Source organism: Azotobacter chroococcum (genome assembly GCF_004339665.1).
GTDB classification, from domain to species: domain Bacteria; phylum Pseudomonadota; class Gammaproteobacteria; order Pseudomonadales; family Pseudomonadaceae; genus Azotobacter; species Azotobacter chroococcum.
Genome location: NZ_SMMU01000002.1, coordinates 22,927 through 42,592 on the forward strand (window position 1 = coordinate 22,927; position 19,666 = coordinate 42,592).

General features: G+C 70.4%; 18 protein-coding genes. 3 read left to right on the forward strand and 15 right to left on the reverse strand.

What is annotated here, in order from left to right:
• The first annotated feature begins 17 nt into the window (after nucleotides 1-17).
• Nucleotides 18-1,331, forward strand: coding sequence for an ATP-binding protein (locus tag EV691_RS02220; protein ID WP_131299001.1), 1,314 nt, complete (start codon nucleotides 18-20; stop codon nucleotides 1,329-1,331).
• Between the two features lie 243 nt (nucleotides 1,332-1,574).
• On the opposite strand, the gene rimK is transcribed toward EV691_RS02220, so the two are convergent.
• Together rimK and rimB are read right to left on the reverse strand one after the other, a co-directional pair.
• Complete coding sequence (gene rimK, locus EV691_RS02225) at nucleotides 1,575-2,480, reverse strand: 30S ribosomal protein S6--L-glutamate ligase (RefSeq protein ID WP_039806281.1); 906 nt, start codon at nucleotides 2,478-2,480, stop codon at nucleotides 1,575-1,577.
• A complete protein-coding gene (gene rimB, locus EV691_RS02230; RefSeq protein WP_089169390.1) occupies nucleotides 2,477-2,947 on the reverse strand; it encodes a retropepsin-like aspartic endopeptidase RimB in 471 nt (156 codons plus the stop codon). The genes rimK and rimB overlap by 4 nt, the downstream gene beginning before the upstream one ends.
• Before the next feature lie 118 nt (nucleotides 2,948-3,065).
• Here rimB and hslR point away from each other — a divergent pair, with 118 nt between their 5' ends.
• Nucleotides 3,066-3,458, forward strand: coding sequence for a ribosome-associated heat shock protein Hsp15 (hslR, locus tag EV691_RS02235; RefSeq protein ID WP_089169389.1), 393 nt, complete (start codon nucleotides 3,066-3,068; stop codon nucleotides 3,456-3,458).
• Between the two features lie 19 nt (nucleotides 3,459-3,477).
• On the opposite strand, the gene EV691_RS02240 is transcribed toward hslR, so the two are convergent.
• Together EV691_RS02240 and EV691_RS02245 are read right to left on the reverse strand one after the other, a co-directional pair.
• The gene (locus EV691_RS02240) at nucleotides 3,478-4,266 is read right to left on the reverse strand and encodes a ChbG/HpnK family deacetylase (RefSeq protein ID WP_131299000.1); all 789 of its coding nucleotides are present in this window, start codon (nucleotides 4,264-4,266) and stop codon (nucleotides 3,478-3,480) included.
• Nucleotides 4,251-5,390 (reverse strand): GNAT family N-acetyltransferase, encoded by a 1,140-nt coding sequence (locus EV691_RS02245; protein WP_131298999.1) that lies wholly within the window; start codon nucleotides 5,388-5,390, stop codon nucleotides 4,251-4,253. The genes EV691_RS02240 and EV691_RS02245 overlap by 16 nt, the downstream gene beginning before the upstream one ends.
• A 224-nt stretch (nucleotides 5,391-5,614) precedes the next feature.
• On the opposite strand from EV691_RS02245, the gene EV691_RS02250 reads away from it, so the two are divergent.
• A complete protein-coding gene (locus tag EV691_RS02250; RefSeq protein ID WP_165496565.1) occupies nucleotides 5,615-6,853 on the forward strand; it encodes a GNAT family N-acetyltransferase in 1,239 nt (412 codons plus the stop codon).
• Here the strand turns inward: EV691_RS02250 and EV691_RS02255 are convergent.
• From EV691_RS02255 to EV691_RS02305, 11 genes are read right to left on the reverse strand one after another with little or no spacing between them, the layout of a single operon-like run.
• Complete coding sequence (locus EV691_RS02255; RefSeq protein WP_131298997.1) at nucleotides 6,763-7,458, reverse strand: GNAT family N-acetyltransferase; 696 nt, start codon at nucleotides 7,456-7,458, stop codon at nucleotides 6,763-6,765. The two genes, EV691_RS02250 and EV691_RS02255, sit on opposite strands and share 91 nt — an antisense overlap.
• A complete protein-coding gene (locus tag EV691_RS02260) occupies nucleotides 7,455-9,383 on the reverse strand; it encodes a hypothetical protein (protein ID WP_131298996.1) in 1,929 nt (642 codons plus the stop codon). The genes EV691_RS02255 and EV691_RS02260 overlap by 4 nt, the downstream gene beginning before the upstream one ends.
• Entirely contained in the window at nucleotides 9,380-10,681 is a 1,302-nt protein-coding gene (locus tag EV691_RS02265; protein WP_131298995.1) for a lipopolysaccharide biosynthesis protein, read from the reverse strand. Before EV691_RS02265 ends, EV691_RS02260 begins: the two co-directional genes overlap by 4 nt.
• Nucleotides 10,668-11,735 carry a polysaccharide deacetylase family protein gene (locus EV691_RS02270; RefSeq protein ID WP_131298994.1) on the reverse strand — a complete coding sequence of 356 codons (1,068 nt, stop codon included), beginning with the start codon at nucleotides 11,733-11,735 and terminating at the stop codon, nucleotides 10,668-10,670. Before EV691_RS02270 ends, EV691_RS02265 begins: the two co-directional genes overlap by 14 nt.
• 9 nt (nucleotides 11,736-11,744) lie before the next feature.
• The gene (locus EV691_RS02275; protein WP_131298993.1) at nucleotides 11,745-12,896 is read right to left on the reverse strand and encodes a glycosyltransferase family 2 protein; all 1,152 of its coding nucleotides are present in this window, start codon (nucleotides 12,894-12,896) and stop codon (nucleotides 11,745-11,747) included.
• Nucleotides 12,889-13,854, reverse strand: a complete 966-nt coding sequence (locus EV691_RS02280; RefSeq protein WP_131298992.1) for a glycosyltransferase — start codon at nucleotides 13,852-13,854, stop codon at nucleotides 12,889-12,891. Before EV691_RS02280 ends, EV691_RS02275 begins: the two co-directional genes overlap by 8 nt.
• Nucleotides 13,851-15,245 (reverse strand): O-antigen ligase family protein, encoded by a 1,395-nt coding sequence (locus EV691_RS02285; protein WP_131298991.1) that lies wholly within the window; start codon nucleotides 15,243-15,245, stop codon nucleotides 13,851-13,853. The genes EV691_RS02280 and EV691_RS02285 overlap by 4 nt, the downstream gene beginning before the upstream one ends.
• A gap of 4 nt (nucleotides 15,246-15,249) precedes the next feature.
• Nucleotides 15,250-16,362, reverse strand: coding sequence for a glycosyltransferase family 4 protein (locus EV691_RS02290; protein ID WP_131298990.1), 1,113 nt, complete (start codon nucleotides 16,360-16,362; stop codon nucleotides 15,250-15,252).
• Entirely contained in the window at nucleotides 16,335-17,939 is a 1,605-nt protein-coding gene (locus tag EV691_RS02295; protein WP_131298989.1) for a GumC family protein, read from the reverse strand. The genes EV691_RS02290 and EV691_RS02295 overlap by 28 nt, the downstream gene beginning before the upstream one ends.
• Before the next feature lie 2 nt (nucleotides 17,940-17,941).
• Nucleotides 17,942-18,949 (reverse strand): polysaccharide biosynthesis/export family protein, encoded by a 1,008-nt coding sequence (locus EV691_RS02300; protein WP_089169376.1) that lies wholly within the window; start codon nucleotides 18,947-18,949, stop codon nucleotides 17,942-17,944.
• A 32-nt stretch (nucleotides 18,950-18,981) separates the two neighbouring features.
• The gene (locus EV691_RS02305) at nucleotides 18,982-19,653 is read right to left on the reverse strand and encodes a CpsD/CapB family tyrosine-protein kinase (RefSeq protein ID WP_131298988.1); all 672 of its coding nucleotides are present in this window, start codon (nucleotides 19,651-19,653) and stop codon (nucleotides 18,982-18,984) included.
• Nucleotides 19,654-19,666 lie beyond the last annotated feature (13 nt).

Genomic DNA, 19,666 nt, shown 5'->3' on the forward strand with positions numbered 1-19,666 from the left:
TCCGTGATTGCCTACCGATGAAAACCCCGCTCTGGTTCCCGCAAAGCTTTTTCGCCCGCACCCTCTGGCTGGTGCTGATCGCGGTGCTGTTCTCCAAGGCGCTGACCCTCGTCTACCTGATGCTCAACGAGGACGTGCTGGTGGATCGCCAGTACAGCCACGGCGCCGCGCTGACCCTGCGCGCCTACTGGGTGGCGGACGAGCGCGACCAGCCGCGTATCGCCGAGGCGGCCGGCCTGGTGCGCGGCGCGCCGGAAAACGTACCGCTCGGCGAGCACCACTGGCCGTACAGCGAGATCTTCCAGCGCCAGATGCAGGACGAGCTGGGCCCCGAGACCCAGGTGCGGATGCGCGCCCAGCCGAACCTGGCGCTCTGGGTCCATGCGCCCAACCTGGGGCCGGACTGGGTGCGCATCCCCATGTATCCGCACCCGCTGCGCGGCCAGCGGATCTGGAGCGTGCTCGGCTGGTTCCTCGGCATCGGCCTGCTGTCCACCGCCGCCGCCTGGATCTTCGTCCGCCAGCTGAGCGCGCCGCTCAAGCTGCTGGTCTTCGCCGCCCGGCAGATCGGCCAGGGGCGCAGCGTGCGCCTGCCGGTCAGCGACACGCCGAGCGAGATGACCGAGCTGTACCGCGCCTTCAACCAGATGGCCGCCGACGTCGAGCAGGCCAGCCGCGAGCGCGAGCTGATGCTGGCCGGGGTGTCCCACGACCTGCGCACCCCGCTGACCCGCCTGCGCCTGTCCCTGGAGCTGCTCGGCAACGACTCCGAGCTGACCGAGGACATGGTGCGCGACATCGAGGACATGAACGCCATCCTCGACCAGTTCCTCGCCTTCATCCGCGACGGCCGCGACGAGCCGGTGGAACAGCTCGAGCTGGGCGAGCTGGTGCAGGAGGTGGTGGCGCCGTTCAACCAGAAGGACGAGAAGGTGCGCCTGGCCCTGCAGCCGATCCCGCCGTTCCCGCTGCGCCGGGTGTCGATCAAGCGGCTGCTCGGCAATCTGGTGCAGAACGCCCTGCGCCACGGCGGCGAGCAGGTCGAGGTCGCCGTCTATGTGGCGGGCGACCAAGGTGCGCCCTACGTGGTGCTCAGCGTGCTCGACCGCGGCGCCGGCATCGACCCGGCCGAGATGGGCGAGATCTTCAATCCCTTCACCCGCGGCGACCGCGCCCGCGGTGGCTCCGGAACCGGCCTGGGCCTGGCCATCGTCAAGCGCATCGCCGCCCAGCACGGCGGCAGCGTCGAGCTGCGCAACCGCCCGGGCGGCGGCCTGGAAGCGCGGGTCTGCCTGCCGCTGGGGTTAATGCTGCCGCGCGACGCGGTGTGAGCAGTCCGCGTGAAAACTACTGCGCTCGGCCATGCTGCGTTGAAATCAGGCTCAGAAGCCGCTTGCGGCTAACGCACTTCAGTGCGGCCCCGAAGGGGCGAGCGGAGCGAGTCATGCTCATTTACAACGCGTAAACTGCGCTTCTTCACCTGATTTCGCCTTGCCTGGCCTTCGCTCGCTACGTTTTCACACGGACTGTGAGGAGCGCTCGCCAGGGCAACGCATGCGTTGCCTGTTTCTGGCTCAGCCCTTGCCGCGGGTCCGGGTCAGTCCGTGCTCGGCGTTTTTCTCCAGGTACTCGATGATCATCCCCGCGACGTCCTTGCCGGTGGTGGTCTCGATGCCTTCCAGGCCGGGCGAGGAGTTCACCTCCATCACCAGCGGGCCGTGATTGGAGCGCAGGATGTCCACGCCGGCGACGCTGAGGCCCATGATCTTGGCCGCGCGGATGGCGGTGGAGCGCTCCTCCGGGGTGATCTTGACCAGGCTGGCGGTGCCGCCGCGGTGCAGGTTGGAGCGGAACTCGCCGGGCTTGGCCTGGCGCTTCATCGAGGCGATGACCCGCTCGCCGACCACGAAGCAGCGGATGTCGGCGCCGCCAGCCTCCTGGATGTACTCCTGGACCATGATGTTCTGCTCCATGCCCATGAAGGCCTCGATCACCGACTCGGCGGCCTTCTGCGTCTCGCAGAGCACTACACCTATGCCTTGGGTGCCTTCCAGCAGCTTGATCACCAGCGGCGCGCCGCCAACCATCTCGATCAGGTCGGGAATGTCGTCCGGCGAGTGGGCGAAGCCGGTCACCGGCAGGCCGATGCCCTTGCGCGAGAGCAGCTGCAGCGAGCGCAGCTTGTCCCGCGAGCGGCTGATCGCCACCGATTCGTTGAGCGGGAACACGCCCATCATCTCGAACTGGCGCAGCACCGCGCAGCCGTAGAAGGTCACCGAGGCGCCGATGCGCGGGATCACCGCGTCGAAGCCCTCCAGCGGGCGGCCGCGGTAGTGAATCTGCGGCTTGTGGCTGGCGATGTTCATGTAGGCGCGCAAGGTGTCGATCACCACCACCTGATGGCCGCGCTGCTCGCCGGCTTCCATCAGGCGGCGGGTCGAGTACAGGCGTGGGTTGCGCGACAGCACGGCGATTTTCATTGGGCACCAAGCAGCTTGGGGAAAAGGGGTTTGTCCTGCACGTAGGTCAGCGCCGGATTGACCACCAGCTGGCCGTCGATCAGCGCTTTCGAACCGAGCAGCACGCGGTAGCGCATGGCCTTGCGGCAGGTCAGGGTGAACTCCACCGGCCAGGCACGATCGCCGAGCGCCAGGGTGGTGAGGATGACGTAGCGGGTCTGGGTCTGGCCATTGGAGCTCTTGATGGTCTTCACGGCCACCAGGGGCGCCTGGCAATGGCGGTGGCGCAGTTGCACCAGGGTGCCGAGGTGGGCGGTGAAGCGCACCCAGGGCTTGCCGTCGCGCTCGAACTGCACCACCTCGGTGGCATGCAGGGTCGAGGTGCTGGCACCGGTGTCGATCTTCGCCCGCAGTCCGGCGACGCCGAGCTCGGGCAGATCGATCCATTCGCGCAGACCAATCACCGAAAGATGGTCGAATGTCTTCAAGAAGGCGGCGCTCCAACAGTCGGTGTGAGGCATTCTAATCGGCACGACCGACAATCGCACCTGTCTGCGCCGGCCCCGACGGTCGGCCGAATCGGCATGGGAGAGGTGATCTGCAAGCATGAACGAGAAAGATGACGAAAAGGTTCGCCTGGACAAGTGGCTCTGGGCGGCGCGTTTCTACAAGACCCGGGCGCTGGCCAAGGAGGCCATCGAGGGCGGCAAGGTGCATTGCCGCGGCGAGCGCTGCAAGCCCTCGAAGGAGCCGAAGATCGGCGAGGAGCTGACCATCCGCACCGGCTTCGACGAGCGCACCGTGGTGATCCGTGCGCTCAGCGCGGTGCGCCGTGGCGCCCCCGAGGCCCAGCTGCTCTACGAGGAAACCGCCGAGAGCCAGGCCCGCCGCGAGGAAGCCGCGGCCCTGCGCAAGGCCGGCGCCCTCGGCCTGGAGACCGCCGGGCGGCCGAGCAAGAAGCAGCGCCGGCAGCTGTTCCAGTTCCGCCAGGATCATTAGGCGGCTCGTCCGGCAGTGCTCATGGGGCGCATGGAATGGCTGTCGGACGCTCTGGCACGGCGCCGTAGGCGACCCGCGGAATGCCGCCGAGACGGCGCTCGAGCAGGGCGGCGAGGGATTCGTCGGGATCCAGGCAGGCGTCGCCGAAATCCTCGCCCAGGTTGCAGGGGTGGCTGATCACCTCCAGGGTGCCCTGCGCCGGCAGGGGCTGGTCGCGCAGGTCGGCCGGGGTGCAGACGTGCTCGACGCAGCGTCCGGCCAGTTGGCGCAGGCGCCGGTTGAGCAGCGCCTTGAACAGCCGCTTGGCCGGGCCGAGGTTGCCGCCCAGGTTGCGCGCCAGGCGCAGCGGCACGCCCTGGGCGGCGGCGAAGCGCGCCAGCCGCTCGCCGACCGGCCAGATGTTGTGCACGTGCTGGTGGGAGTCCAGATGGCTGGGCCGCACCCCGTGGTCCAGGCAGCGCTGCCATTGCGCCTGCAGCTCGTCGTCGATCGCCGCGCGCACCGCCCGGTTCAGCCACAGGCGATGGCGCGGCAGACGCAGCTCGAACTCGCCGGATGCGTTGCAGAAGCAGTTCTGGCTGGCGATGGCGCTGCCCAGCGGGCGGCCGTAGGTGAGGTTGACGTGCAGGCCGACCCGGCCGTGCAGGCCCTCGCTGTGGATCAGCGCGCAGGCCTGGGCGAACGCCGGCATGTTCGCCATCAGGGTGGCGGAGCTGATCAGGCCGCGGCGGAAGGCGCGGACGATGACGGCGTTCTCTTCCCGGTTCAGGCCGAAGTCGTCGGCATTGATGATCACTCGGCTGGGCATGGGCGTTCTCCGCTGCTGCGCGGGGGCTGGTCCGCGGACTGCAGGCGGCGGGCCTTGACGGCGCTCCACAGACGATGGGCCAGGCCCAGGGCGATGCCATCGGGGCGCCAGGAGTAGAAGCTCCAGCGCAGCTGCAGGAGCTCGCCGGTCATGCGTTCGTGCAGCTGGTGGCTGGAGCCCTGCAGGCTGACCCGCGAGGCGTCGATCCACTGCCAGCCGTCCTCCAGCCCCCAGCGAATCCACTCGTCCAGCAGCAGGCGGCCGCTGCCGAGTTCGGCGTACTCCGGCAGGAAGGCCAGGTTGTAGTCGTACAGCCGGCCGCGCTCCAGCAGCCCGAGGCGGTAGCTGATGCAGCGCTCCTGGTGCTCGAGCAGCACGATGCGCACCAGACCGGCCGCGGCCAGCGCGCCGAAGGCCTCGCGCATCCATTGCCGGCGCCGTTCACCGGAGAAGATGCCGACGCTCTGCTCGCCCTTCCAGCTGGCCTGCTCGACCGCGGCGATGGCCTCCAGCGCGGCGCCGATGCTCGCGCCGTCCGGGGTCAGGCGACGTATCCGGGCATCGCAGGCGGCGGCGCGCTTGCGTGCCCGGCGCAGCTTGTAGCGCAGGTCGCCGGACGGCTCACGGTGGTCGCCTTCGTCAATCGCGTGCACCGGCACCCGGCAGCTCGGGCGCCGCTCGTGGGTCGAGCTGGCGACGGCCCAGTCCTCGAGCAGGGCTTCCTGTTCGCCGCCCTCGACCAGTTCGTGCAGTTGCAGGAGGGCGTGCGGCAGGTGCCGGCGGATGGCCGTCCGCACCTGGCGGCGGCCGTCCGCGTCGAGCCGGCAGAGCAGGGCGATGCGGTCGCTGAGCGGATGGCCGAGGTGGCGCAGCACCGTCCAGCGCAGGCCGAAGCGGCGTTCGCGGGCGCAGACCAGCGGCAGGCACAGGCGCAGCTCGTCGCCCGCCCAGGCCAGCAGCACCTGCAACTCCTGTCCCGGCTCGAGGGCACGTTCGGCGGCCTGCAGCCAGCCGAGCTGGTTGAACGGAGTGGCCTGCGGCACCTGGGCCTGGAGTCTGGCGTAGGCGCCACGGGGAAAGTCGGCGGCGCAGAGGCCGGTCATCCATTGCAGGCGATAGTCCATGATGAGGTCCGTTCTCGCTGGTTCTCGCTGGGAGCTGCTTGGCATGCTGTACAGCAGCGTAGCAGCTGGACATACCGACGGTTTGAATCACATGGATACGTTTCCCGCGTCGCGCCGCGCACCTGGCGTCTATAGTCCTGAACGGACCTGCGTAGGAGCGGCGCCAGGCGGTCCCGGCCGGTTCTTCCCGCCACGTTTGTGTGGTGCCGTGCAGGATGCACAAGATGATGAAGCAGAAAGCCTTCGAGCAGGATTCCGGCCTGCCCCTCTATGGCGGCTACCGCATCGCGGTGGTCCGCTCCCTGGAAGATGTCGGGCCTTGGCTGGCGGACTGGGAGGCGCTGGCCCGCTCGTCCGGCGAGCCCAACGTGTTCTATTCGCCCTGGGCCCTGCTGCCGGCCCTCGAGCACCTGGCCGGCGACAAGCGCTTCGCCCTGCTGTTCGTGATCCGTCCGGGCGGGCCCGATACCGCGGACAGGCCGGTGCTGGACGGCTTCTTCCCGCTGCTCGAGCCGGTCGGTTGTGCCCTGCTGCCGCTGAAGGTGGCGAGGATGTTCCGCCACCGCTACTGCTTTTCGGTGGCGCCGCTGGTGCGCGAAGGACGCGAGCCGGCGGTCATGCGCGCCTTCCTGCGCTGGCTGCAGGCGCACCGCCGCCAGTATCCGCTGTTGCTGCTGCGCGATGCGCCCGCCGACGGGCCGCTGGCCGCGGCCCTGCGCAGCACCCTGGCCAACGAGGGCCGGCATTTCCACGAGGGCGCCCGGCGCTCGCGCGCACTGATCGAGCCGGGCGACGATGCCGAGGATTACCTGGAGCGGGCCCTGTCCGGGAAACGGCGCAAGGAATACCGGCGGCTGGGCCGGCGCCTGGCCGAGCTGGGCGAGCTGCGCCTGCGCGTGCTGCAGTCGCGCGGCGAGGACCTCGGGGCCTGGCTGTCGGCCTTCGTCGCGCTGGAGGCGAAGGGCTGGAAGGGCCAGTCGCGCTCGGCGCTGGGCTGTCGCGCCGCCTGTCGCCGCTACTTCGAGGAGGTCGCCACGGCCGCCCATGCGCGCGGGCAGCTGCGGATGCTTGAGCTGTCCCTGGATGGCCGGCCGCTGGCGATGCTCTGCGACTTCCTCGCCCCGCCGGGGGCCTTTGCCTTCAAGGTCGCCTTCGACGAGGACTACGCCCGCTATTCCCCCGGCGCGCTCCTCGAACTCGAGTGCATCCGCCTGTTGCACGAGCAGAAGGCGCAGGGCATCCGCTGGATGGACTCCTGCGCGGCGCCGGAGCATGGCCTGAGCAACAGCCTGTGGCTGGAGCGCAAGCCGCTGTGCACCTTCCTGCTCAGCAGCGGCTCGCTCCTGGCTGATTGCTGGGTCGAGCTGTATCCCTACGGGAAGCGCCTGAAGGGGTGCTGGAGGCGATACCAGGCGAGGCTGCCGGACTGGCTGCCAAGCTGGTCGCGCACCGCCGGCGGCTGATGGCAGAGGCGCAGGCAGCCGAACAGCCTGAACACCCGGGTCTGCCAGCCGAGCGGCTGGAAGCCCAGGTGTTCGAGCAGCTTGCGGGCGCGCGCATTGCGCGCATCGACCACCGCCCGGGCATGCGGGTGGCCGGCCGCCCGCAGCCGTTCCCAGAGGTGCTCCTGGCCGCCGAGGATCAGCGCACTGCCGCGGTGACCGGGGGCGACCTCGACGGCGAACAGGTAGGCGCCCGGCGCCGTGACCGGAAACCAGCAGCGATAGTAGTGGCGGTCGTAGTAGTCGCGGTCGCTGTACCAGACGAAGGCGCAGACGTTGCCTTCGTCGTCCAGGGCGGCCAGGCCCTGCACCCCGGCCTCTTCGAGCAGGTCGCCGATCACTGCCCGGTGCTGGGGAAAGTGGCGTTCGAAGGCCGGCAGCAGCTCCCGGCCGATCGGCGGGTAGCGCCAGTGGTGCTGGCGTTGCAGCCTTGGCGCCTCCAGGGTCAGGTCGCGCTCCATCCAGAGCAGGCGCCGCTGGCCGTACAGGTAGCGTGCGCAGAGATGGTGCAGGCTGCCGGACAGACCCTTGCGTTTCACCTTGCCGGCCAGATCCCTCGGGTTCATGGTGCCTCCCATTCGAGGACGAAGAGGGTTTCGCCCGGCAGGCTGAAGCGCCATGGCTGCTCGGAGCAGTCGAGGCGGCCCTCGCCAGGCTCTGCCGTCGCGCTCAACAGGTGCAGGCGGGGCGGCTCCTGATCGCGGCAGGTCAGCGGCTCGCCGCGCAGCCGTACTTCCTGATGACGTGGCGTCTTGTTCACGCCGAACAGCACGATCCGGACGCCGGAGCGCATGGCCAGGACATCCACCTCGAAGGCGTCGTTGTCCAGGCGCAGGACCTGCTCCTGCCAGTGCCGCTGCATGAAGACCATGGCCTCGCCGACCGGCTTGAGGACGTAGCGGCCGTCGTCCGACAGGCCGATCATGCCCTTGGCATGGTTCTCGTTGTCGGTGGCGGGAAACCAGTCGAGCAGCTCCAGCAGGCCGTCCTGGGCCGCGTTGACCGCCACCGAGGCCCACCAGAGCGCGGCGATCCCGGTTTCCTGCTCGTAGGGGCTGACGCTGTTGCCGCTGGACAGGTTGGTCTGTTCCAGCAGCAGCGCCTTGCGCGGCCGGCCGCGCTCGTCCAGGCCGACCAGCTGCGCGGCCTGGCGCACGGCGTTGCGATAAACGCCGGTGGCGCGCAGGTCGCGGACCATCCATTCGTGCCAGGAGAGGGCGTCGATCCACTCGCCGTGCTCGGCCAGCAGCTGTTGCGCCCAGTCCAGGCCGCGCCGTGCGCTGGCGCCATTGAGGCTTGGGCCGTTGATCAGGCGCGAGGAAGACGGCACGGCGAGGCGCACCCCGGCTTCGCGGGCGCCGGGGTGCTCGCGGAGCAGCGGGGCCATCCGGGCGAAATAGGCGGCGAAACTGGCGTAGTCGGGGTAGTTGAGGTTGGGCTCGTCGGCCAGGGCCAGGTAATGGGTGCCCTTCCCGCCGAGGGCGACGATGCCGTCGAGCCAGGCCTTCAGCCCGCCGCGGCTCATCTCGTTGGCGGCGAGCAGCGGGCGCCGGCCGCTCTGCGAGAGCAGGGTGATGTCGGTGCGGATGCCATAGCGGTTCAGGTACAGGGGACGGAACTGCTCCTCGCGCTTTGGATTGCGGGTCATCGCATCGACGAAGCTGTAGTAGCTGGCGGCGCGCGGTGCCAGCCGGGCGAGCAGCTCGGGCGCCTCGGGCGGTGTGTAGGGCAGGGCCACGCCGAGTTTGGGCGTCGGGCCGAGGACTTCGCCGTGCAGCTCGAGCCCGACCTTGCCGGGGGCGAGCTCCGGGCTGAACAGGTGCTCGGGGCGCTGGGCGAACAGGTTGGCGCTGCCGTCCAGCCAGAAGGCGGCCTTGCCGCGTCCGCGCAGGCGCAGGCTCCAGACCTGGTCCTCGGCGGATACGGGCAGCGCGATGCGGTCGCTCCGGCGGTACTGGAGGTCGCGCGACAGCGGCAGATAGAGGCTGTGGCCGTCGCTCAGGCGTTCGGCGTACAGGCCCTCGACGCCGCCGTGGTACTTGCCGGCGAGCAGCGCGCGCTCGCCGCCGCGCACGCGAAAGTACAGGCGCGTGCCGGCCGGCAGTTCGGCGCAGAAGTGCAGCTTGACCGGCTCGAACAGTGCGGCGGTGTCGTCGGCATGCCGGACCCGGTAGCGGCGGAAGCTGTAGCCGGGGATTTCCAGGCGCTGGTCGCCGTCCTCGGGACGCAGCGCCCAGTGCTGGCGGCCGCGGATCTCCTCGGCGCCGATGTCGCGGCGGGCCAGCAGGCGTCCGTCGCCGGCCTGCAGGTAGAGGCGCTCGGCGTTGGCCTCGGCCTGCCAGGCGGGTTGCCAGTCGACCTGCAGGCTGTCGCCCTGTTGAGCGCGCAGGTACAGCGCGCCGTCGCGGATGCCGGGCCACTCCTGGGCCCGTGCATCCGGTAGCAGCACGGCGAGCAGCAGGCCGCCGAGCAATGCGCATCGTCCGTTCATGTCGCCGTCCCCAATTGGGCGCGCAGCAGGCGCAGGTCGCTGGGCAGGATCAGCAGGGTCTGGCCGATGCCGACGCCGCTGACCCGCCAGTAGAGCAGCAGCATGGCCAGGGCCAGGGCGCCGTAGGCGACCGACGAGGCGATTGCCGCGCCGACGATGCCCCAGCGCGGAATCAGCAGCAGCGCCAGCACCAGGTTCAGCGCCGCGGCGCCGCCGGCGAAGATCGACAGGGTACCGGGCCGTTCCTTGCCGAGCAGGTCCAGGTGCAGGATGCTCGAGTAGCACAGGCTGAACATGCCGGGCAGCAGGGCCAGCAGGGCCGGATAGGCCGGCCGGAAGGCGTCGCCGAACAGCAGCACGATCAGCCACTCGCCGGTCACGGCCAGGCACAGGCAGGCGGCGAGCATCGCGGTGCCGGTCAGGCGCAGCGCCAGCGGGGTGAGTCGCTCGATGCCGTCGTCCTGCTGCAGCAGGCGCTTCATCAGCGGGGTGGTGACCGCCTCGGGGACGATGAACAGCAGCTCGGCGGCGGCGGTGGCCATGGCGTAGTAGCCGAGCTGCTCGCTGTCGAGCAGCAGGCCGATGAGCAGGTAGTCGGCGCGCATCAGCATCTGCTGGAACAGCACGTCGGGGTGGCTCTTGCTGCCGAAGCGCAGCAGCTCGCCCTGGCTGGCCGGATCCCAGCGCAGGCGGATGCTGTGGTAGCGGGCGAGCAGGCAGAGGCCGGCCGCCACCACCAGCGCCAGGCCGCCGAGCCAGCCGATCAGCGCGGCGCTCAGCGCGGCGTCCGGCCACGTCCAGATCAGGGCGAGGAACAGCAGCAAAGGCGCCAGCGACTCCAGAAGGCGCAGACCGTTGAAGGTGCCGACCCGACCGTCGGCGTTGTGCAGGGTGAGCAGGGCGCTCTTCAGCACGAACAGCGGCACGGCCAGCAGCAGCAGCCAGGCGAAGGGGCCGAGCTGGCGCATGATCTCCAGGTCCTGGCCGAACGACTGCAGCGCTTCCACGCCGAGCAGGGTTGCCAGCGCCGAGGCCAGGCAGCCGTAGAGCAGCATCAGGGTCAGCAGCAGCCCCATCGGATGCTGGCGCGCCGCCTGGTAGCCGAGGGCGGTGTTCAGCCCGCCGCTGGTGGCCGCGCCGATCAGCTCCGGCAGGGCGCTGAGCAGGGCGAACAGGCCGCGGTCGGCGGGGCCGAGGATGCGCGCCAGCAGCACGTTGCGCAGCAGACGCAGGGCGAGCATCGCCAGTTTGGTGCCGATGCTGAACAGCAGTTGGCGAATATAGTCACTGGACTTCATTCCGGACTTCCTGCAGGCCGCTGGCCTGTACTGCCGATTGCTCGGCGCCCTGGCGGCGGACGCCTTGCAGGATGCGCCAGCCGAGCAGGGCGGGCCGACAGGCGACCTGGTGGCTGACGCCGATGCGCGGCAGCGACAGCGAGACCGCCTGCCGGCTGCGCTGCAGGCCGGGCCGGGTGCTCAGCGCCTGGCTGTAGCCCAGCCGCCTGAGCGCGGCGCAGACCCGCGCGTCGTGGTCGCCGTTGGGGTAGCAGTAGACCGGCAGTGGCCGGCGGCAGTGCGCGGCGAGGGCTTCGTGCGAGCGGCGCAGATCGAGCTCCAGGCTGGCGTCGTCGAGTCCGGTGAGGATCGCATGGCCGGCGCCGTGGGGGCCGAAGCGCACCAGCCCGGAAGCCTCCAGCGCCTGCACCTGCCGCCAGTCCATGGCGTGCGGCCCGGGTGGGGGCGGGCAGCTGTCGGCGAGTTCCTGCAGGGTGGTCGCCGGCAGGCCTTTCAGGCGCTGCAGGAACTGCGCGAGGACCTGGCTGCGGTGTTGCTCGGAGCGCGCGGTACGCAGCGCGTCCGGCAGGTTCAGGTGCTGGCGCAGGCGGGCACCGAGCTGCTCGCGGGCCTCCTCGCCGAAGCTGCCCCAGAGGGTTTCGCCGATGGCCTCCCACCAGTAGCGCCGCGGGCTGTCGATGAAGTCGGTGGACAGGAAGATGCTCGCCGGCAGCCCGTGCTGCAGCAGCAGCGGGAAGGCATGCTCGGCGTTGTCGCGCCAGCCGTCGTCGAAGGTCAGGGCCAGGCGCGGCGGCCCGTTCGCCGGGGCTGCCGGGTCGAGCAGCTCGGTGAGCGGCACGCAGTCGAAGTGCCGCTTGAGCCAGTGCAGCAGGTTGCCGAAGGCCGGTTTGCCGATGCACAGGGCGTTGCGGTGCGGCAGGGCCGCCTGCGCATCCTCGGCCAGCACCCGGTGCAGCATCAGGATGGTGCCGGTCCCGCGCAGCAGGCGGCGTCCCGCGGGGGTGTCGAGGCAGAGCCAGCCGGTAGCGGCCTTGATCAGCTGCGTGAAGGGCACGAGACCTCCTTAGCGGTTCTGTTGTGGGTTCCAGTGCTGGTAGCGTTGCCCGCCGAGGAACTGCCAGACCCCGGCGCTCATCGCCGCCAGGGTCACCAGCAGGTAGGCGGCCAGGTGGAAGGGCTTGGGCAGGCGCCGGTGCTGGCCGAGCAGGCCGATCACGGCCACCGCGTAGCCGGCGAGCTGGGCGAGCAGGGCGAAGCGGTAGAAGGCGCCGGCGTCCCACAGCCAGAGATTGCTCAGCAGCAGCGGAATCAGCAGGACCGGCGCCAGCCGGCGGATCAGCTTGTGGCTGAGCAGGCCGAGGGCGAGCAGGCCGTGGCGGTGCGGGGCGAGCAGCGCGCGACGGCGGGCCAGGCTGCGCAGGCCGCGGGTGGTGATCCGCCGGCGGCGGCGGAACTGACTGTCGGCGCTCTCCACGCCGACATCGACGACCCGCGCGGCTTCGGCGAAGACGATGCGCTGGCCGGCGACCGGCGCGCAGGTGCTCAGGAAGAAGTCGTCGGTGACATCCGCCGGTACCGTCTGGAACAGGCTGCGGCGCAGGGCCTGCAGACCGCCGTCGGCCGAGGCCATGCAGCCGGTGCGGCTCTCCAGGCGGCGCAGCCAGGACTCGTAGGCGCGGTACAGGCGGTCGCCGACGGCCAGCGCCTTGCCGGCGGCAGGGATGGTCACGTTGCCGGCGGTGGCGCCGACCCGCGGGTCGGCAAAGGGCGCGACCAGCTGGCGCAGGGTGTCGCCGGTCCACAGGGTGTCGGCGTCGCTGAACACCAGGATCTCGCCGTCGGCCACGGCCACCGCGTTGTTCAGCGCCCCGGCCTTGCCGCTGCGCGGCAGCTCCAGCACGCGGATGTCGTCCCAGGGACGGAGCTGGGCGACGCGCCGGGCCAGCGTCACGGTGGCGTCGCTGGAGCCGTCGCTGGCGACGATGATCTGCCGCCGCTCGCGCGGGTAGTCGTCGTCGAGCAGCGAACGCAGCTTGGCCACGATGTGCCGCTCCTCGTTGTAGGCGGCGACGATCACGCTGACCCGCGGCAGCTCCTGCGGCGCGCCGGCCGGCGCGGGGCGGCGGAACAGGGCGCACAGCGCCAGCAGGGCCGGATAGCCGAGGTAGGCGAAGAGCGGCAGGCAGAGGCACAGCCAGAAGATCGATTCAGCCACGGGAAGGCCTCCGTGCGCTCAAGTTGGTCAGGCCCATCAGCAGGGCGATACCGGCGACATGCAGGCGCAGCCAGTGCAACAGCGCCAGGCGCGCCGCCAGCAGCGGGCGCTGCCGGGTGTAGCGGTGGCGCAGGCTGAGCAGGCCGGCCGGCAGCCAGCCCAGGGCGAAGGCGCCGAGGGCGGCAGCCGGCTGGCCGAGCAGCAGGCAGACCAGGGCCAGTGCGTCGAGCGCCCAGTGCCCGGCCGCCAGCAGCGGGAAGCGCAGCAGGCGCAGGCTGGCGCGCCCCTTGCGCAGCAGCTGGGCCTGGCTGCTCTGCCGCCAGAGTTCCTTGCCCAGCCATTCGCTCCAGCTGCCCTCGTAGCCCCAGTTCAGCACTGTCGGCCGCGGCAGGCTGAGCAGGCGCGCCCCGGCCTGGCCGAGGCGCAGGCCGAGGTCCTTGTCCTCGCCGCTGCGCAGGCGCTCGTCGAAGCCGCCGACGCGCTCGAACCAGGCGCGCTCCAGGCACAGGTTGGCGGTCGGCAGCCAGTCCAGCAGCGCCGGCCGGTCGCGCTCGGCGGCCAGCCGCTGCAGCCAGGCGCGGGCGTACCAGGGCGCCTCGGGCGGCGCCTGGTGGACCAGGCCGAGCACGTCGGCGCGGTCCTCGGCGCGCACCGCGCACCAGGTGGTCAGCCAGTCCGCGGGCATCTCCATGTCGGCATCGAGAAAGGCCAGGCAGTCGCCGCTGGCCGCCGCGGCGCCACGGTTGCGCAGGGCGCCGATGCTCACCCCGGGGCAGTCCAGCACCTGCGCGCCGAGGCGCCGGGCCAGCGCCTGGCTGCCGTCGCGGGAGCCGTTGTCGGGGACGATCAGCTCGTATTCGAGGCCGGCCTGCTCGGCGGCGCGCCGCGCGGCTTCCAGGGTGCGGCCGAGGCGCTCGGCCTCGTCGAGAGTCGGCACGATGATCGAGATGCGCTTCATGGCCGTACCTCCGCGGCGTCGTCGTCCGCCTGCCGGCGCAGGAAGCTGGCGATCCCGAGCATCACCCAGAGGTACTTGTGGCTCGGTACGCTGAGGAAGAACAGGAAGCAGCCGAGCGCCAGGCAGGACAGGCCGAAGTGGGCGGCCAGCGCCGCCCGCTCGGGGTCGCCGCGGCTCAGCCAGTGGCGGCGGGCGAGCTGGCAGTTGCGCAGGCTGAGCAGGATCAGGCCGACGAACAGCAGGCCGCCGGGCACGCCGACCTCGCTGAACATGCCCAGGTAGGTGTTGTGCGCTTCGCGGAACAGTTCCACCGGCAGCCCCCGGATGGAGAAGGCGATGGCGTAGCCGGTCTTGGCGAACTCCAGGGGAAAGGTGCCGGGGCCACTGCCGAGCAGCGGGTGTTCGGCGATGATCTGGCTGCCCACCACCACGTAGGCGCTGCGCCGGGCCAGCGAGGTGTCGGCGTAGGCCTTGACCCCCGACTTCAGGCTGGCGAGGACCTCCAGGCGCTGGATGAAGCTGTCCGGCAGCAGCGCTGGGGCGAGCGGCACGGCGATCGCTGCGGCCAGGATCAGCCCGCCGAGGTGGTAGGTCAGCAGGTGTTTCAGGCGTGCGCGATAGTGCCAGGTGGCGATGGCTGCGGTGAGCAGCACCACCAGCAGGCCGGAGCGCGAGCCGGTGCGGCCGAGGCCGGCTAGCAGCAACAGCAGCGGCGCCAGCCAGAACAGCCGCTGCGGCCAGCGCGGCGCGCGCACCACCAGGAGCAGCGCCAGCGGAAGGGCGACGCTGATCAGCAGGGCGAAGTAGTTGGGGTCGGCGAGCAGGCCAATGGCGCGGCTGGCCGGCTGGGTGCTGGTGGAGAGCAGGGCGACCACGCAGGTGCTGGCCACCGACAGCACCAGCACGCGGGCCAGGGCCGGCAGGTCGAAGTCGCGGCCGAACAGCACGGTGAGGCTGAACAGCACCAGGCCGACGGCGAGCTGACGCAGCTGCTGCAGCGACAGGCCGAGGTGGCTGCTGAACGCCAGGCTGAGCAGGTACCAGGCCAGGAAGGCCAGCAGCAGCGGCCACAGGTTGCTGCGCAGGTGCTGCAGCGACAGTTGGCGCAGCAGCACCTGCAGGGCGGCGATGGCGATCAGCGCGAGGCCGAGCAGTTTGCTCAGGGTCAGACCGGCACCGTCGCTTCCGGCGGCGGCATCGGCGGCGGAGAACAGGCCTTCGAAGGGCACCAGGGCGAGCATCACCAGCAGGCCCCAGACCGGCTTGCGGTAGAGCACGGCGAGGGCGGCGAGGGCGGGAAACGCCAGCGGCGCCAGATAGGGCCAGGGGCTGGCCAGCAGGAGCAGGCAGGCCAGGCCGAGCAGCAGAGCCAGGGGTAGCGTCAGGACCATTGCCTTACTCTCCGACTGCGTTGCGGTACAGCTGCCGCCAGCGCTCGGTCTGGGCCGGCAGGTGGTAGTGGCGCAGCTGGGCGAGTCTGGCCTGTTCGGTCAGCGTCCGGCACAGCGTCTTGTCGAGCAGCAGGCGCGCCACCTGCCGGGCCAGTTCGTCGACCTCGCCGGGCGCGACGAGTAGGCCGGACGCCTCGTGGTCGAGCACGTCGGGAATGCCGCCCACGGCGAAGGCGGCCACCGGCACGCCGGCCTGCATGGCTTCCAGCAGGACCATCGGCGTACCCTCGGTGCGCGAGCTGATCACCAACACGTCGAGGGCGCGCAGCCAGGCCGGCAGGTCTTTCCGGTAGCCGGGCAGGAGGATGCGCCCGTGCAGGTCGGCGTCGTCGATGCTCTGCTGCAGGGCCTCCTGCTGCGGACCCTCGCCGAGCAGTACGGCGTGCAGGCGCGGATTGCGCCGGCACAGGGCGATGGCCAGCTCGACGAACAGATCCGGGCCCTTTTCCGCGCTGAGGCGGCCGACGAAGCCGATCAGCGGGGCCGGGGGGGCTGCCGGCGGCCGCAGGTAGGTGACCGCGGGGGCTGGCGGCAGGCCGTTGGGCAGCACGTGCAGCTTGCCGGCGCGCACCCCGGCCTGGCGGTGCAGGCGGGCGATGCTGTCGGCCACGCAGACCACTGCGCGGACCTGCGCGGTGCGGCACAGGCGCAGGCTGAGCCAGGCGTAGAAGCGCTGCTTGCGGCTGCGCGGGGTGAAGCCGTGCTGGGTGACGATCAGCGGCAGGCCGAGACAGAGCGCGCTCAGCCAGCCGTAGACCAGGCCCTTGAAGCCGTGGCCGTTGAGCAGCGTTGGCCGAGCGTCCGACTGCCCCAGCTGGCGCAGCAGGCTGCCCAGGCCGGTGCAGCGGCTCAGCTCCACGCCGGCCTCGCGAAAGCGCTGGGCCAGCGGCTCGGGGCCGTCGAGCAGGAGCACCCGGTGCTGGCCGGGCGCGTACTGGCAGTGCTCGAGGAGCATCCGTTCGAGACCGTAGAAGCCGCCGCTGCTGAGCAGGTGGGCGATCCGCAGCGGCGCCTCCTTCTGACGGGTGCTCAGTCGCTGGCCCAGTGTCGAATCCATGGCAGGCTCCCGGGTTTGTGCGGATTGGGCAGCGCGGTGGGCTGCGTGTCGTTGATGGTCATCAGCACGGGCAGGCCGAGCTGGTTCGGCAGCTGCTCGGGATGCTTGAAGCGATGGTCGAAGAACTCGCGGATGTAGCCGGCGGCAATCGCCAGCAGCAGGGCGGTGAGCAGGCCGAGGGGAATGATCTGCAGGGGCTGGGGAAAGCTCGCCGCGGTGGGCTCGAAGGGCCGGCTGAGGACCTTGGCGTTGGACTGGCCGCCGTCGAGCAGGGCGCGGCTGCGGCTTTCCTCGTAGCGCTGGGTGTAGGTGAAGAAGGCCTGGTGCAGGGCCTCGATCTCGGTGTTGAGCTGGCGCAGGCCGCCCTGCGCGTCCTGCAGTTCGCGAATCCGCGCCTGGTATTCCGTGATCCGGGTGGTCTTCTGGGCGATCACGCCGGAGAGGACCTCCAGCTCCTTCTGGCGCTCGCTGATGCGGTTGCCGATCACCTGGAGGAACTGCTGGCGGGTCCGGCTGATCTGCGCGTAGAGGTTTTGCATCGGCGCGCTGTTCGGGTTGTAGACGTCGGTTTCGGCGCCGTACTGGCCGATCTGCTCGATCAGCCGGTCGCCCAGCTGACGGATTTCGCGGTCTTCGAAGGACGCGTTGTTGAGGGTGTTGGCGAAGGTGTAGGGAAAGCCGTAATCGGTCAGCCTGGCCTTGCGTGCCATGGCCAGGCTGTTCTGCAGGTAGTCGACCCAGCGCTGGTTTTCCAGCAGGCGGTCGCGGTACTGGTTGAGGGCCTGCTCTTCCTGGTTGATGGCGTTGAGGCGGAAGGTGATCTCCTCCTCGGGATTGGCCGCGTTGACCCGTCCGAGCAGGGCCAGGCGCTGGCTCTCGAGATCGCCCAGCTGGTTCTGGTACTGGGCCTTCTTCTGCTCGTAGAAGGCTTCCGGCAGGTCGTTGGAGTGCAGGGCGTGACGGCGCATCAGGTAGGTGTCGAGCAGGCGGTTGACGAACAGGGTGCCGAGGGCCGGCTCGCCGGCCCGGTAGTGCACGGCGATGACGTTGGAGCCGGGCAGCGGGACGACCTCGAGGTCCTCCAGGGTGGCTAGGGTCAGCTCGTCCAGGCGGCTGTCGCGCACCGGTTCGGCGGCGAAGCCGAGGGCGGCGAGCAGCGGGTCGAGCAGCCGCTCGCGCAGGGGGTTGATCAGGTAGTCGCGCAGCGGGTTGAGCAGCACCTGCTTGAGCAGGCCGTCCTCCTCGGCGAAGTGGCCTTCCTGGCGCAGCGAGTCGAGGGTCGCCCGGACCAGCTCGGGCGAGCGCAGGATGCTGCTTTCGGTTTCCATGTCGGCCAGGGTCGGCGGCAGGAACTTGTCGGTTTCCTGCTGCAGGCTGGCGCTGTTGGGCTCGGTCTGCGCCACCTTCTTGGATTGCACCAGGACTTCCGCACTGATGTCGTAGGTCGATCTGAGCAGGAGCGGCAACAGCAGGACGAGGGCGGCGAAGGCCAGGAACACCCGCTTGATCAGCCGGCGGTTGGCGTACAGCGTGTAGAGGAGCGGATAGAGCGGGTTTTCGTGTCTGAGGGTGTCCATCGCTAGTTGTCTCCATCATCCTTGTTGTCGACCTGATAGGAGAAGCCGAAGTTGAAGCCGCTGAAGAGCATCACGTCGGCCAGCTGGCGCATGGTGTCGCCGGCGCTGGTCAGGCCGCTGCGCGGCACGAAGAGCAGGTCGTCCGGCTGCAGGTAGGCGACGCTGTCGGCGTCGTTGTCGAGCAGTTCCTCGAGGTCGTAGGTGCGCGATACCACCTGGTCGCCCCGGCGGTGCAGGACCAGCACCGAGTCGAGGTCGGCGGTGACCGGGTTGTGGCCGCGCGCCATGGTCAGCGCCTCGAGCACCGAGATCGGCCGGCGCACCGGATAGGCGCCGGGCTGGCCGACCTCGCCGAGCACGTAGATCTCGTTGGCGGCGGTGGCCTTGAGCAGCACGTCGACCTGGATCGGCCCGACCTCCTCGCGGTAGCGCTCGTTCAAGAGCTTCTCGAGCTCGTCTCGGCTCATGCCGCTCAGGCGGATGCTGCCGAGCATCGGGAAGGTGGCGCGGCCGTCGGCGCCGATGGTGATGTCCCGGCTCATCCCGCTGTTGGGGCTGAACAGGGTGTCGCGCAGGTGCTGCGCGCGGGTCTGCGCCTTGGCCACGGAGACGGTGATCAGCGGCGTGCGCAGGGTCTCCCGGTAGCGCTCGACCATCTGCGCCTGGGCTTCCTCGACGGTCAGCCCGGCGACCTTCAGGCTGCCGACGTATTCCAGGTTGACGGTGCCGTCGGGCATCACCGTCTTGATGCCGGTCAGGCCCTTGGCGGTGGCGAACTGGATCTCCAACTGGTCGCCGGGCTGGATGCGATAGGCGTTGGGCGAGTCCATCTCGATGTGGAAGATCACGTCGAGGACATCCTGCGGGCGCAGCACCTGGGTCACCGGGATCAGTTCGCTCTGCGTGGCCTGCTCCTCGGGGGCGGTGAGGATGTAGGCAGGGATCGAGCGCTGGCTGCTGCAGCCGGCCAGGGCCAGGAAGGCGAGCAGGGGGAGGATTGGTTTGTGCATGGTGGCGTCCGTCCTGTGGGTGCGATCCGTGATCAGAGCAGCCTGTAGAGCCACTTCGGCATGTAGAACCGGCGGGCGTTGAATACGCTGCCGAGCAGCTTGGCGTTGGCCTGGCGCAGGCGCTGCACGGCGGCCTGAGCGACTTCCAGGCGGGTTTCCTCGGCGCGGACCACCAGCACCACGGCGTCGGCCATGGCCGCCAGGGTCAGGCCGCTGGTGCCGCTGTAGACGGCCTCGGCGTCGACCACCACGAAGCGGTAGCGGGAGGCCAGGCAGTCGAGCAGGTGCTGCAGGTCCTCGGCGGTGAAGCGGCCGGCCGCCGGCGAGGGCTGGCCGAGCGGCAGCAGGTCGAAGGGCAGTTCAGGGTGCTGCTGGATGCAGCGGCGCAGCTCGCCTTCGGGATTCTGGCTGTGCAGCAGCTCGAACAGGCCCGGGTCGGCCGCCATGCCCAGGCGCGAGCTGAGGCCGGTGGCCGAGGGGCTGGCGTCGACCAGCAGCAGCTTGCCCTTGGCGGAGTGGGCCAGTTGCCGGGCCATGCTCAGGGCGCTGGTGGTGGTGCCGCAGCCGCTGGTCGGGGCGATCATCAGCAGGGTCCGGCAGTTCTGGTCGAGTAGCGTGGCTGCCAGGTTGACTTCGCTGGGACTGAGGACACGCTGGTCCTGCTCCAGCAGGAGCGTGGTTTGCTCGGAACGGAGCATGGTCATGGGCTGACTCCTG

What these genes read in the sequence shown, in the direction of transcription:
- EV691_RS02220 (WP_131299001.1), top strand. Translation starts at nt 18, where the DNA reads ATGAAAACCCCGCTCTGGTTCCCGCAAAGCTTTTTCGCCCGCACCCTC.
- rimK (WP_039806281.1), bottom strand. Translation starts at nt 2,480, where the DNA reads ATGAAAATCGCCGTGCTGTCGCGCAACCCACGCCTGTACTCGACCCGC.
- hslR (WP_089169389.1), top strand. Translation starts at nt 3,066, where the DNA reads ATGAACGAGAAAGATGACGAAAAGGTTCGCCTGGACAAGTGGCTCTGG.
- EV691_RS02240 (WP_131299000.1), bottom strand. Translation starts at nt 4,266, where the DNA reads ATGCCCAGCCGAGTGATCATCAATGCCGACGACTTCGGCCTGAACCGG.
- EV691_RS02245 (WP_131298999.1), bottom strand. Translation starts at nt 5,390, where the DNA reads ATGGACTATCGCCTGCAATGGATGACCGGCCTCTGCGCCGCCGACTTT.
- EV691_RS02250 (WP_165496565.1), top strand. Translation starts at nt 5,615, where the DNA reads ATGATGAAGCAGAAAGCCTTCGAGCAGGATTCCGGCCTGCCCCTCTAT.
- EV691_RS02255 (WP_131298997.1), bottom strand. Translation starts at nt 7,458, where the DNA reads ATGAACCCGAGGGATCTGGCCGGCAAGGTGAAACGCAAGGGTCTGTCC.
- EV691_RS02260 (WP_131298996.1), bottom strand. Translation starts at nt 9,383, where the DNA reads ATGAACGGACGATGCGCATTGCTCGGCGGCCTGCTGCTCGCCGTGCTG.
- EV691_RS02265 (WP_131298995.1), bottom strand. Translation starts at nt 10,681, where the DNA reads ATGAAGTCCAGTGACTATATTCGCCAACTGCTGTTCAGCATCGGCACC.
- EV691_RS02280 (WP_131298992.1), bottom strand. Translation starts at nt 13,854, where the DNA reads ATGAAGCGCATCTCGATCATCGTGCCGACTCTCGACGAGGCCGAGCGC.
- EV691_RS02285 (WP_131298991.1), bottom strand. Translation starts at nt 15,245, where the DNA reads ATGGTCCTGACGCTACCCCTGGCTCTGCTGCTCGGCCTGGCCTGCCTG.
- EV691_RS02290 (WP_131298990.1), bottom strand. Translation starts at nt 16,362, where the DNA reads ATGGATTCGACACTGGGCCAGCGACTGAGCACCCGTCAGAAGGAGGCG.
- EV691_RS02295 (WP_131298989.1), bottom strand. Translation starts at nt 17,939, where the DNA reads ATGGACACCCTCAGACACGAAAACCCGCTCTATCCGCTCCTCTACACG.
- EV691_RS02300 (WP_089169376.1), bottom strand. Translation starts at nt 18,949, where the DNA reads ATGCACAAACCAATCCTCCCCCTGCTCGCCTTCCTGGCCCTGGCCGGC.
- EV691_RS02305 (WP_131298988.1), bottom strand. Translation starts at nt 19,653, where the DNA reads ATGACCATGCTCCGTTCCGAGCAAACCACGCTCCTGCTGGAGCAGGAC.